Annotated in this window: 11 protein-coding genes; 5 read left to right on the forward strand and 6 right to left on the reverse strand. The window is 34.9% G+C overall.

What is annotated here, in order from left to right; all coding sequences use genetic code 11:
* The first annotated feature begins 204 nt into the window (after positions 1–204).
* The 4 genes from AC1B0Z_RS08150 (at position 205) to rpe (ending at position 2957) form a co-directional block, all read left to right on the forward strand.
* Positions 205–579 carry a hypothetical protein gene (locus AC1B0Z_RS08150; RefSeq protein WP_483795147.1) on the forward strand — a complete coding sequence of 125 codons (375 nt, stop codon included), beginning with the start codon at positions 205–207 and terminating at the stop codon, positions 577–579.
* A 175-nt stretch (positions 580–754) separates the two neighbouring features.
* Positions 755–1618, forward strand: coding sequence for a sigma-70 family RNA polymerase sigma factor (locus tag AC1B0Z_RS08155; RefSeq protein ID WP_019387909.1), 864 nt, complete (start codon positions 755–757; stop codon positions 1616–1618).
* Positions 1619–1839: 221 nt separating this feature from the next.
* Positions 1840–2250 (forward strand): BLUF domain-containing protein, encoded by a 411-nt coding sequence (locus tag AC1B0Z_RS08160; RefSeq protein WP_483795149.1) that lies wholly within the window; start codon positions 1840–1842, stop codon positions 2248–2250.
* Between the two features lie 44 nt (positions 2251–2294).
* Positions 2295–2957, forward strand: a complete 663-nt coding sequence (gene rpe / locus AC1B0Z_RS08165; RefSeq protein ID WP_483795151.1) for a ribulose-phosphate 3-epimerase — start codon at positions 2295–2297, stop codon at positions 2955–2957.
* Here the strand turns inward: rpe and AC1B0Z_RS08170 are convergent.
* The 5 genes from AC1B0Z_RS08170 to AC1B0Z_RS08190 all read right to left on the reverse strand — a co-directional run bounded on the left by AC1B0Z_RS08170 (position 2954) and on the right by AC1B0Z_RS08190 (position 8980).
* Positions 2954–3376, reverse strand: a complete 423-nt coding sequence (locus AC1B0Z_RS08170) for a CBS domain-containing protein (protein ID WP_483795152.1) — start codon at positions 3374–3376, stop codon at positions 2954–2956. The genes rpe and AC1B0Z_RS08170 overlap by 4 nt on opposite strands.
* An 81-nt stretch (positions 3377–3457) precedes the next feature.
* Positions 3458–4327, reverse strand: a complete 870-nt coding sequence (locus AC1B0Z_RS08175; RefSeq protein ID WP_483795153.1) for a zinc-dependent peptidase — start codon at positions 4325–4327, stop codon at positions 3458–3460.
* Positions 4328–4521: 194 nt separating this feature from the next.
* Positions 4522–5850, reverse strand: a complete 1329-nt coding sequence (locus AC1B0Z_RS08180; RefSeq protein WP_483795154.1) for an endo-1,4-beta-xylanase — start codon at positions 5848–5850, stop codon at positions 4522–4524.
* A gap of 19 nt (positions 5851–5869) precedes the next feature.
* Positions 5870–8161, reverse strand: a complete 2292-nt coding sequence (gene bglX / locus AC1B0Z_RS08185; RefSeq protein ID WP_483795155.1) for a beta-glucosidase BglX — start codon at positions 8159–8161, stop codon at positions 5870–5872.
* Between the two features lie 168 nt (positions 8162–8329).
* Entirely contained in the window at positions 8330–8980 is a 651-nt protein-coding gene (locus AC1B0Z_RS08190; protein WP_483795157.1) for a T9SS type A sorting domain-containing protein, read from the reverse strand.
* A 385-nt stretch (positions 8981–9365) separates the two neighbouring features.
* Here AC1B0Z_RS08190 and AC1B0Z_RS08195 point away from each other — a divergent pair, with 385 nt between their 5' ends.
* On the forward strand, positions 9366–10523 hold the full coding sequence (locus AC1B0Z_RS08195) for a glycoside hydrolase family 5 protein (protein ID WP_483795158.1): 1158 nt from the start codon (positions 9366–9368) through the stop codon (positions 10521–10523).
* Positions 10524–10696: 173 nt separating this feature from the next.
* Here AC1B0Z_RS08195 and AC1B0Z_RS08200 read toward each other — a convergent pair whose 3' ends face one another.
* Entirely contained in the window at positions 10697–14014 is a 3318-nt protein-coding gene (locus tag AC1B0Z_RS08200) for a CRTAC1 family protein (protein ID WP_483795160.1), read from the reverse strand.
* Positions 14015–14043: the final 29 nt, after the last annotated feature.

Genomic DNA, 14043 nt, shown 5'->3' on the forward strand with positions numbered 1-14043 from the left:
ATGTTTAAAAATAAAGAACTTCTAAGAAAAAAATGACTCTAGAATTTTATATAAACAATCAAAAAACCCAGAATAATAAACTGCCCTTTTTTATTAAATGAGCGTTTGATTTGAGTGATTAAAACGTTAAACCCTGTTAAAAACTTGACATTCTCATATTATCCTGTATATTAATGAATTAGTTTAAACTTTAATAAAACAACAATGATTTACAGCGAAAAAGAAAAGTATTCAGATATTTTAGAAGAATCTATTAATTATCTAGAAAATGAGGGTTTTGAAGATATTAAAGCAGATATAGAAGGTTATGAAACCCCAAAATCGTACATTAAAAAAGGAAGTGATATTGCAATTACTCCTGATATTGTGGCTATAAAGGAAGGCAGGAAACATATTTTTGATGTAAGTTTAAAAACTGAAAAACCTAAACTATTAAAATCTAAATGGCTATTTCTAAACACCTTAAGCAACTTAAAATCACACAAATTTAAACTAATAACTACTAGAGGTCATATTCAGTTTTCCAAGGATATGTTGGAAGATTTAAACTTGAGCAATAAAAAGCTTATTCGAATATAAATATTGAAACTACGTCAAATACTATCTCTCCCAATGTGACTTTTTAAAACCTTTTGGGTCTTAATTATTGAAGCAAAAAAAATATTTTTCTGCTTTTTGTAACAAAATGTGACATTTATACGTATAACTATTGAGTGCCTTATAAATTCACAATTAAATTACAGGAGAACATTAGATGAGACAACTTAAAATTACGAAGCAGGTTACCAATAGAGAAACCGCATCGTTAGATAAATATTTACAGGAAATTGGGAAGGTAGATTTGATTACTGCTGATGAAGAGGTTGAGTTAGCTCAACGTATCAAGGCTGGTGACCAAATAGCTTTAGAGAAATTAACTAAAGCAAATTTGCGTTTCGTGGTTTCTGTAGCAAAACAATATCAAAACCAAGGATTAACATTACCTGATTTAATTAATGAAGGTAATCTTGGCTTAATTAAAGCCGCCCAACGTTTTGATGAAACACGTGGTTTTAAATTCATATCTTACGCTGTTTGGTGGATTCGTCAATCGATTCTTCAAGCCTTAGCAGAACAATCGCGTATTGTACGCTTGCCATTAAATAAAATTGGTTCTATTAATAAAATTAATAAAACATTTGCGTTTTTAGAGCAAAGTCATGAACGTCCACCTTCTGCTGAAGAAATTGCAAAGGAATTGGATATGACTATTAATGACGTAAAAGAGTCGATGAAGAATTCTGGGCGTCATGTAAGTATGGATGCCCCGCTTGTTGAAGGTGAAGATTCTAACTTGTACGATGTATTGAATTCTGGTGAGTCGCCAAATCCAGATAAAGAGTTATTGCATGAATCTTTACGTACGGAAATTGAGCGTGCTCTAGAAACCTTAACACCGCGTGAAGCAGATGTTATACGTTTATACTTTGGTTTAGGAAACCAACACCCAATGACTTTAGAGGAAATTGGCGAGACATTCGATTTAACAAGAGAGCGTGTAAGACAAATTAAAGAAAAAGCTATTCGTAGATTAAAACATACGTCTAGAAGTAAAATATTAAAAACATATTTAGGTTAGTTACGCTATAGCGTAACGACTAAATTACAATAACAACAGTTACACATAACTGTTCGTTTTTTGATTGATGAAAGAACCCGCGGCTGATTACCGCGGGTTTATTTTTATTCAAACTTATTTAAAATAAGAATAAAAAGAATTTTATATTTACAGGATTAAGAGCTAAACCAACAAGATAACTATTTGCTTTTTGTATCATAACCCTAACACAAGAACAATTAATGCTAAAAACAATATGCTACATAAGTAGCTCCACTACTAATGCGTCTGTCAAGAATATTAAAACCATTTATCAAAAAGCAAGAGACAACAACCTTAAAAATAATATAAGCGGGATATTAATATTTCATAATGGTAATTTTTTGCAAGTACTTGAAGGTGAACAAGAAATAGTTGATAATACTTTCAAAAGGATTAAACATGACAGTAGACACGGAAACTTGATTAAAGTGATAAATATCAATATAGATGAACGTATTTTTGAAGACTACAATTTTGGATTTACAACCATAAGAAGCAGTGACGAGTTTAGGGCACTTAATGAATATTTGAGCTGGTTAAAAAATGCGGATAATCAAATTGCGAATAAATTAATAACCATGGTAGAAAACTTTATCCGAACGGTAGGATAATACTTTTTTAAAAACCTATTTTTGTAAGATGTAATTTTAACAGTATGAGTTCTAAACTAATTGCACCTTCGATGCTAGCTTCAGACTTTGCCAACCTACAAAGGGACATTGAGATGGTAAATAACAGTGACGCTGATTGGTTTCATATTGATGTAATGGATGGTCATTTTGTACCAAATATATCTTATGGCATGCCTGTAATTCAGGCTATAAAAAAACACGCGAAAAAACCGCTGGATGTGCATTTAATGATAGAAAAACCTGAACGTTACATCGAGGAATTTGCTAAAGTTGGCGCAGATATTATAACAGTACATTACGAGTCCACGGTGCATCTTCACAGAACACTAACCCAAATAAAAGCTACTGGCTGTAAAGCTGGTGTCGTGCTCAATTTAACTACTCCAGTATCTGTATTAGAAGATATTTTGCCGGAGTGTTTTATGGTGTTATTAATGTCTATCAACCCTGGTTTTGGGGGTCAAAAATTTGAGGATATCACCTATAACCGCGTTAAAAAGCTCCGGAGAATGATTACTGAGCAAAATTTAGATACAAGAATAGAAATAGATGGTGGTGTAACCGATAAAAACATCAAACAACTAGTTGATGCTGGCGCAGATGTTTTTGTAGCTGGCAGTCACGTTTTTAAAAGCAGCAATCAACCTGAAACCATCAAAAATTTAAAGTTGATTGCCAATTCTTAAAACTGTCTTAGCAAATAGTTTATCAAATCGGTAGTGGTAACGATACCTATTAATTGATTATTATGGACAACAGGCAATGCATGAAATTCCTTAATAGCTAGTATTTCGGCCACCTCCTTAATAGAGTTAGAAGGTGATACACAAACTATACTTTTCTTCATCACTTGATCGATAGTAAACATACTGTATACCATGACATCGGCTGCGCTATCATTACTACTATCTGTTACATCCGCGAAACTTAACCTAAGCAAATCTGAATAACTCAGCATGCCGACAATAACATTATCCTGAACTACAGGAATGTGCCTGATGTTATATTGCTTAAATAACGTTTCCGCTTTCTCTAATTGGTCGTTTCTTTTTAACGTAATGACATCCTCCGTCATTATCATCGAAATTGGTGCTTTTCGTATCATGTCATTAAAATATTTAATCTAGTTATCACTAAAATTAAAAATAGAAAAGCGAAAAAAGCATGACAAAAATCATGTAAAACGTTAATATCCAGCAAAATTAAAATTCAGCATTTGTTTTACCTTGAAGTAAATATTGGGAAACAGGATTTTAAAAACCTGAGGAGACTCAATAAATGTTTCAATAATTACAGCTAGTAACTCGGAATCGTTGGTAAAAGCATAACTCCTTATAAAATTAGAATTTGTGAGTTTAGTTTTCAATGTTTTGTTGTTAGAAAGCATATTCCTTAACTCGTTAAAAGTATCAACAAATAAAATTGAATTAATGTCTTCACTTTTGATACAACTAAAGTGAATGGCATGTGCAAATTCGTGAATTCCTAAATTCAATTTATCATCCTCTATCCCATGGCCTTCCAAGAAATTATCCCAAGAAAGTACCAGAGTTTTAAGACGTGCATTAAACTCTCCTTTATTGGTGGTTTTACTAAATCTAGAGAAATACTCCGTCGGGTAAATAACAATATTTTTGATGTATGGAATTTCATAATTTCGAAAACCAAAGGTCAACATTGCTGCTGTGGCTGACACTAAAACCTTCACTTCATTGGTTACTACAAAATTTTTCTTGCCCTCAAAAGTTTTCTTCCTAATGAAAGTTGCTACCCTATGCCTGAAATAACTTTTTCGTTTTTCATCTAATCTTCTATAAAAAACAAACTCTTTTTCTAAAATTCTGGTCTGTTCTTTACTTAGCTTTCTCTTAAAAGGATAACAATGCACGAATACCGGGCGTTTTGTAAACAGGGCATAGAACATCTCTAGTCCATCTAATACCGTTGTAATTATTTTTCTTACAAATAGTAGCATAAGAAATAAAACACCCAGCATAAGAATGGAAAGAATTATATTTCCAATAAAATCATAGTTAGTTTGTTCTAACAATAACATAAACTAGTTAAATAAGCGCTAGAACTAAAGTAAAGAAGTAAATTGTATTAAACTACAACTATATGGTATCTGTTTAAACTTTATTAAAATTATACAAAAACGTTACAAACTAAGCTTTATATTAAGACTTAACCATGAATAGACTTTTTACACTTAACAAAACAGCCTTATAGATAAGGCTGCAGCGTTAGTTGTTAGTTCAATCCTTCTAAAAAGCCTCTGTAAGCTTTTTTAGTATTGAAATCGTCATCATACAACAATGGCCAATCGGGTTGCCCCCAAAAGTCAATCAACCAAGTTTCGCTATCGCGCATACCCCAAACGGTTAACGCAAATTTATTAGCATCGGGTATAGCATCATAAATTTCAACCACTTCTCTAAACTTGTTTTCTTGCGCAGTTGCTCTTGCATCTGTTAAGGATGTAATATCATTATTTGGATTTGCCCTTATATCAAGCTCAGAAAAATGCATTTTTAAACCTCTTGATACGGTGCCATTAACTACACTCTGTATTTGAGCCGCAGATGGAAAGTTATAAGCTATGTGCACTTGGGCTCCAACACCATCTATTAGGTTTTTTGAAGACAAATTATCTACAATATCAAACATTGCAGCTTGCTTACCTGCATCAAATGTTATGTTGTAGTCATTATAGAATAGAACCACATTTGGATCTGCATCCCTTGCAAATTGATAACATTTTTCAATATAGTTATCTCCCATACGTCTTCTAAAAACAGTATTTCTTAATTGATTAGTACCATCTTCAACTGCTTCATTTACCACATCCCAAGATCTTACTTTACCAGCATAACGAGTTAATACTGTAGTAATGTAATCTTTAATCATCGTTTCAAACTCCTCATCTGTACCAGAGAAATTTTCCACCCATGTTGGTGTTGCTGTATGCCAAATTAAAGTATGTCCATGAATATCCATATTATTCGCAATTCCATAGTCCACAATTGCATCGGCCGCTGTAAAGTCATAGTTACCCTGAGAAGGATACATGATATTCATTTTCATTTCAAATTCGGCGGTAAGGTTATTAAATTCACGGGTTAAAATTTCACCATGATTTCCGTCTAGTCTATCTGATCTAACCGCCATGCCAATTGAAAATTTATCAGCTGCATCTTTTAGCGCGGGATTCGCAGCAGCCTGTCCAGTAATCGATACTACTTGACTAGTACTAACATCGCCGTTAGGACCTTCTACTGTAAGTGTTATGGTATAGTCGCCTGGCGCATCATAAACATGAGTTTCGGGTCCAGCTTGATCTTCAACTATAGGGCCGTTTGTAAAAAACTGCCAATAACTTCTTAATCCGTTTGCTCCTGTGGAAGTATTATTTACAGCCACTCTAAACGGGTTTTGTTCAGATATTAATACGTCAAAAGATAAAACAATAGGCGTTGGCTCATCCTGTGGTACAGTGTCATCGTCTTTAGAGCATGTAAAAAATGTAGATATCATTGCAAAGAGCAAAATAACCTTATAGGTTGTTATTATATTTTTCATAGCTTTTAATTTATATCAATTATTTCAATTTAAATTTATCTTTTAATCCACTGTCTGAACTTCCTCCAACCATAATGTTAAACATCCCTGGTTCTACCAAGTAATTACCATCATTATCATAAAAACCGAGTTCAGCATTTGTTAAGGTAAATGTTATAGTTTTTGTTTGTCCCTTTTTTAATTCTACTAGCTCAAATCCTTTTAACTCCTTAACAGGTCTTACAATACTAGCTACTGGATCATTGATGTATAGTTGTACTACTTCCTTTCCATCTAAATCACCAACATTTGTAACTTCTACACTTAATTCTACGGTTTCACCTTTATTATATTCAGATTTACCTAATTTTAGGTTGTTATACTTAAAATCTGTATAACTCAAGCCATAACCAAAAGGAAATAAAGGTGTGTTTTCAACATCTATATAATGTGACCAGAACACATTGTCCTGCGAATTAACAGGCCTACCGGTACTGAAGTTATTATAATAAATGGGGCATTGACCAACATTTCTAGGAAAAGACATAGGTAGCTTACCACTTGGGTTATAATCTCCATATAGCACTTGAGCCACAGCATTTCCAGTTTGCGTTCCTAATTGCCACGCTTCAACTATTGCTGGAATATGTTCGGCTGCCCAAGGTAAAGCCAATGGACGTCCGTTATTCAAGACCAAAACAATGTTTTTATTAACCTCAAAAATGGCCTCTAGTAATTGTTGTTGGTTTCCAGGCAGACCTAATTCTGTTCTACTTCTACCTTCTCCACTTTGAAAACCTACTTCTCCTAAAACCATCACCACAACGTCAGCATCTTTTGCAGCGTTTTTTGCAGCTTCAAATCCAGAGAAATCATCGTTATTTATCTTGACTTCTTGAACAAACAATTGTTTTCCAATAGAGACATCTGTTCCCTTTTCATAAACAAGTTCATTATTTTTATATTGCTGCATACCTTCCAAAACAGACACGGCAGTATTATCGTCGGCAGCAATTCTCCAACTTCCTAAAGGACTATTTTTATCGGCAGCCAGTGCACCTATTAAAGCTACTTTTTGTCCTGATTTTTTTAATGGCAATAGGTTATCGTTATTCTTTAATAGTACAATTGATTTCTTGGCCATATCCAAAACAGCATCATTAATAGCCTTATTACCTATGGTAGCTTTTTCTCTAGCTTCATCACAATATTTATAAGGATTATCAAACAAACCAAGCTCAAATTTTACACGAAGTATTCTTCTAACAGCATCATCAATTAATGCTTCCTTTACCGTTCCGTTCTCAACTAACTTCACTAATTCCTTAACATATAGGTGCGATTCCATATCCATATCTGATCCTGCAATTACAGCCTTAGCAGAAGCATCTGCGCCATCTAAAGCGTAACCGTGAGTTACCATTTCAGAAATCGAAGCCCAATCTGACACTACGTATCCATCAAAACCCCAATCGCCTTTTAAAATATCTCTTTGTAAAAAAACATGGCCTGTTGCAGGGATACCATTTAGTATATTGAAAGAATTCATAAGTGTACGAACTCCTGCATCTACAGCTGCCTTAAAAGGGGGCAAAACAGAATTATACAATTTTGACCTGCTCATATCAACGGTATTGTACTCCCTACCTGCTTCAGCATAACCATAAGCGGCAAAATGCTTTGCACAAGATGCAATGGTAGTAGAGTCGGCTAAGTCATCTCCCTGAAATCCTGTAACTCTGGCCGTGGCTATTTTACTTCCCAAATAGGTGTCTTCTCCCGCGCCTTCCATAACACGACCCCATCTGGCATCATTGGCGACATCAACGTTAGGTCCGAAAGTCCAATTTAAACCTGATGCCGAAGCCTCTTGCGCAGCTACACTAGCAGATTTTTTTATGGCCTCCAAATCCCAACTTGCGGCTTCTGCCAACGGTATAGGGCTTAATGTCTTGTACCCGTGTATCACATCAAAACCAAAAATAATTGGGATGCCCAAACGACTTTCCTCCACAGCAATTTTTTGAACAGCCCTAACTTCTTTTGCGCCTCTAACACTTAGCATAGAACCAACCCAACCTTTTTTAAGGTGCTCATATTTTTCTTCTTCCGAACCTGATTCTGGCAAAGGCCCCGTAAAATCCCAAGAACCGTTATACTGGTTCATTTGCCCTACCTTTTCGTCTAACGTCATCTGGTTCATCAAAAGTGTTATGCGCTCTTCTATAGGCTTACTTTTATCTAGATGCGATTTTGATTGCGCACAACTTCCGGTTATAACAAACACTAAGATAAATTTTATAGTTTGACTTAAAGCTTGATTTTTTTTCATTTTCCTTTTCATTTATTTAAATTAATTTATACAACTAATCGATTATATTAATTTTTTTTAAATGCGCAGAGTTCTTTGGAAACTTTTAACATCTTGATTTACAAAAAAACTCAAAAGACTAGCCAAATTTATAACTAGACTTTTGAATTTTTATTTTTTCATACAATTTTATTTCTTAACAAATTTAAATGACCTATTATCACTTGTTTTTAGAAAATAAAATCCTTGTTCTAAATTCGAAACATCGATTTCAGCAGTAATATTCAAAAGCTTCATTACTACTTTTCCAGTCATATCTAAAATTGATGCTTTTTCCGACGGCACCCCCATAAGGTCTATATTTAAGATATTCTCAACAGGATTAGGAAAAATCAAAATTGAATTTTTATTTACAACTTCTTCTACACTAGCAGTAGACGATATTGTAACTAAATTTCCAGTATTGTTAAAACCCGTATCAGAACCATCTGAACCCAACGTTATTTTACCAGCCCATGTGAAAACCTCACCATCTACCGGTGTGTTAAAAATGTTAATAGTAACGGTTTGAGTTCCAGACCCCATAGAAGTGGGAACAATATTTCCTTCATAAGCTATGTTTCGTCCTGAACCCCAATTCGGGCTCCCATCAGGATTAGCCAAAAACAATTGCCACTCAAAAACATCTCCAGTTGAAATACCTGAGTAGTCAAAAGTTATATCTACTGTTGTTGCCGTTGGCGGAATAGTGGTGTCAAAAACAAGATTTGAAAATCCTTGTGCATTTGACGCGTAAACACTCAATAGGAGCGTTGTAAAAAAGAGTAATTTTTTCATCATAATTATATAGTTTTTTATTAACACTAAATTAGTATCCTTCCAAACAATCCAACAGTCCAAATAGAGCATCTTATATAACAAATGATGCGTATCATTATTAAACTCTAAAAATATGTTTTAATCAAGTTAGTCCTTGTTGTTTCAAAAAAAATAGCAGTCAAGTAATACATTAAAATCAAGAAGTATGAATTTCTAAAATTAATCTCAGTTAGGAAAAAATTATCACGAAACAATAAGAATATTTAAAGATACAACTTACCCTAAACTAGAGTGCGCTCTTATTTTAGTTAACACACAAATAATATTCATCATTTCTAGTACTATTTACATCATTACGGATGAAGCTCATCCGTAGTTTTAACTAAATTTGCAAAAAAAGAATACTATGAGATTTCACACTATTTTATTTGCTGTGTTTATATTGGTCGCCTCATGCGATAAACCAACAATGAATATAACTATAATACCAGAACAAGAAGCACCAATCGATAATAACGATGGCGATGGTTTTGCTAGCGAATTTGATAATGGAGAAATGAGAGACATGACATCTGTTGCAATTGTTTCTGAAATGAAAATAGGCTGGAATTTGGGAAACAGCCTAGATGCTGAAGGCCCTACCGAAACCCATTGGGGCAACCCTGTTACCACAAAAGCTATGATTGACGCAGTAGCAAATAGGGGTTTTAAAACCATAAGAATACCAGTAACTTGGCGTTTCCACCAAGGACCAAGTCCCGATTATACTGTTAGCAAAGCGTGGTTGGATCGTGTGGAAGAGGTCGTAAATTACGCTAGAGCCAATAACATGTATGTTATCCTTAATACGCACCATGAAGATACTTGGATAATACCTACTTATGCGGAGGCCGACGAAGTAAAAAACAGACTATCAAAATTATGGACACAAATCGCAACCAGATTTCGAAACTATAGCGACTATCTAATTTTTGAAACACTTAACGAGCCCCGTTATGAAAACACACCACAAGAATGGACGGGCGGAACCGCAGAGGGCAGAGATGTAGTAAACCAATACCATCAAGTAAGTTTGGACGCCATAAGAGCTACTGGAGGCAATAACACCTCAAGGCACATCATGATTTCAAGCTATGCAGCAAGTACGCTGCCTGTTGCCATAAACGCACTAAAAATTCCTAACAATGATGAGAAAGTCATCGTCTCCCTTCATTCTTATTTTCCTTTTCCTTTTACATTGGGGGGTACTGATACAACTTGGGGTACTAACAGTGACAAACAAGTCTTGGATACCGAAATGGATAAGATAAAGGCTAAATTTATTGATAACGGCATCCCCGTAGTACTTGGTGAATGGAGTTCTGGAAACTTAAACAATTTGTCTGACCGTATCACGCATGCCGATTATTATGCCAAGGCAGCAGCGCAAAGAGGCATGCCGTCCGTTTGGTGGGATAATGGTAAAATTGGCGTATCTAACGACGATTTAGGCATATTTAACAGGCGAAATATTACCTGGCCTTTTGATGATATCGCAAATGTAATCATTAAAGCCTACCAATAAATAAAAAAACCTTTTTTAAGACGACTCAAACCAATAACAAAATTTGGGTGTTACCCTTGCTTCGAGAACCTCAGCCACCATGGGGCTTACCAGCCAACTTAGCGGTTTTTTTGGCAGTACTAAGCATTTTTTCCTGAAGCCAATTCGGGCAATTATCAGTAACTATAAATGCGTTATAGTATAGCAACAAACTTTAAAAAATCATTGTTTTTTGCTACCAAAATGTAAGACTTTCCCTGTACCTGAATCATCGCGAGGTCTTTAACATCACCATCAATAAATAGCCCTGTTTGTGTGGCACTTAAGGCATTAAAATCTTTACCTTCCTTTTGGCCTTTTAAAAACGTACCATAACCAGCATCTGCCCTAGGTGTTTCAACTTCCGAAGCATATAAATTACCGCCAAGAACCATATCCTTAATCCCGTCAGAATCAAAGTCCTTTACCAAAATTTGATTTGTGGGTGCAATTTGCGCTTGTATAGGTAAGTCGCGCCTGATAAACTTCCCGTTTTCGTTTACAAATACGGCACTTTTAAATGAAGATACTTGATAGTGTATGGCGTTCTCAAGTTTTTTCTCACTATAAACATCACTCAATGTTGCTGTTGAGAACTCATTATAATTTTTAAATTTCTTCTTAATTGATGGTATTTGTTGTGAAGAACACTCTCTACCCCTTACAGGATACTGCTTCCCTTCGTTATAATAACTCAAAACAATATCATTAGTTCTGTTTCCATCAAAATCATTTAAGTAAATATCAAAAGTAGCCTTACCCGAAGCTTTGTACTTGTAGTTATCTCCAAGATTTCCTCCCACCAAATCAATATCGCCATCATTATCAATATCGTCAGCCACTAAACTAAACCACCAACCTCTTGTTTCATCTAAACCAAGGTCTTTAGTAGTTTCGGTAAAACGCTTTCCTTTATCATTTTTAAAAACTCTAACCTGCATCCATTCTCCTGTAACAGCAAGGTCTTCCCAACCATCATTATCATAATCAAACCATTGTGCAGCGGTTACCAAACCTATTCTACTTAATTCAGGAGCAACACTCTGAGTTATATTTCTAAATTTAGGCTTACCCGCTTCACTTATATTCTCTAATATATAACTAGAAGCTGGGTATGGATAATTTGATGGCACAAGCCTGCCGCCCACAAATAAATCCTTATCACCATCCTTATCAAAATCATAAGCGTAAACTCTACTACCGCTTTCGCTTATTGGTGGCAATGCATTATAACTTTTAATCAATTCACCATTACCTTGATTCACATAAAGTCTATCCATTAACATGGGTGATCCACTCTTAAATTCGTTTCCACCGCTAACAATATAAAGGTCATTATCGCCATCGTTATCAGCGTCAAAAATTAAAGAACCAATGTCTTCATGTTGTCTATCCTCAAGTAGTATTTTAAATTTTTGTTGCTCAAAAGTGCCGTCGCTTTTCTGAAAAAATAAGCCCCCTGGGTATTTTGATGCGGCACCAACGTAAAAATCATCCAAACCATCACCATTTATATCACCCACAGATATACCAGGTCCAAATTGAGACGTTTTATGGGGTAAAAGAATTTCCTTTTTAAAATCATCATACCTATTCTCCTTGTGCTTGTATAACGCTAGGGTATCTGTAAAGCTCTCAAATAGCTTACCCGTGATATTTTCATGTTTTTTTCCAAAGTCTCCGTCAGCTTGATTTAAATCTAATAGGATACTTGTATTGATTACCACATCTGTTAATTTTTGGCTCTTTTGATTTGGCCAAACAACTACCAAACTATCAATTTTTTCATCATCACCAAGCCCGAAATGAAGCTTTGGTGCTACTGATGATTGAAATCCACGACTTAAAGACAGCTCTTGAACTTGATATTTATTGTTATGATACAAGTGTATTCTAGCTCCTATGCCATGGGTGTTCTTAGCGCTTCCTTTAAAAGCTACCGTTAAATGATTACTAATATCCGCACTATGATTTTCAAATAAAGACGCATAATTATCTATATTATTTGTAACCAATTCTAAATCCCCATCATTATCCAAATCCACATAAACAGCACCATTGGAAAAGCCCTTATCTTCAATACCCCAGTTTGCATTACTTTTTGAAAATGTGAGATCCCCATTATTCTTAAAAACATAATTATCAATGGGTTCTGTTGGAATGTTTAGGCTTTTGATTAACAAACTATCCTCATGTTTTTTTTCACCTCGAAGACTCTCAAAATAGTCTTTATTGTTTATTTCTCTTCTTGTACCGTTAGAAACAAACAGGTCTTTATAGCCGTCATTGTCAAAATCAGCCAATAGTGGTGCCCAACTCCAATCTGTGGAAGACACTCCTGCTAAACGCGAAATATCCTTGAACTTTGGAATGCCTTGATGATTAAACCCTGTATTGATCTGAAGCGCATTCTGCATATATTGGTACTGAAAACCCACACGCTCTATATTTGCAAAAAGCTCAGGATTCATACTAGCCATGTTGGCTTTGGAGCGTCTGTTAGACGAGGCATCCATATCCATTTGGATGATATCGACATGGCCATCGTTATTAAAATCTGCTATGTCCACACCCATTCCATAAAATGCAGTATGAGCCGTGGCACTCTTAATTTCGTTTTTAAACGTGCCATCTTTTTGATTGATATATAAACAATCTGGTGTACCAAAATCATTGGAAACATAAAGATCGATCCACCCATCATTATTTATATCAGATGCTGTAACACTAAGCGAAAGGCTATATAGCTTAACTCCCGCGTTGTTTGTAATTTTAGTGAATTTTCCACCATCGTTTCTATATAAATTATCGGTTTCTGTATCTGTTACCCTATCCATGCGCATCTTGTAATGATAGCTATTGTATTCAAATGGTGTAATGGGATAGTTAGCAACATATACGTCGAGATCACCATCATTATCGAAATCAAAAAAAGTGGCATCAACACTATTACCAGCATCATCTAAACCAAAATTAGATGCTTGCTCTTTGAACGTATTATCGCCTTGATTAATGAAAAGTTGATTTTTTTTATTTCCAGATTGTCCAGCAACTAAGCAATAGATATCCATTAAACCATCTCCATTTACATCTGCCATAGTTGTACCTGTGTACCATCGTCTATCTCCAGAAAGTCCAGATTCCTCAGTAACATCCTTAAACTTTAGTTCGCCCTGATTAAGGTAAAGTTTGTTATCCACCATATTACCCGAAAAGAATAAATCGGTAAGACCGTCATTGTTAATATCGCCAGCAGAAATACCGCCACCCATGTATATGTAAGGATAAGTAAAGTAGTTTAACGTATCATTTTCAACTAAATTATTTTTAAAAACTATACCCGTATCCTCAGGTAAAAGTTTAGTAAAAATCTTTTCTTTATCCGTATTACCTGAATTTTTCTCTATAGTATCATTTTCTGCGCAACCTAAAATGGTTGCTCCCAAAACCAGCATAACAATGTATCGCAACATGGTGTTTACTTTTTAACTTTCTTTATTTG

This window comes from Hyunsoonleella sp. J2K-J805 (assembly GCF_057167125.1).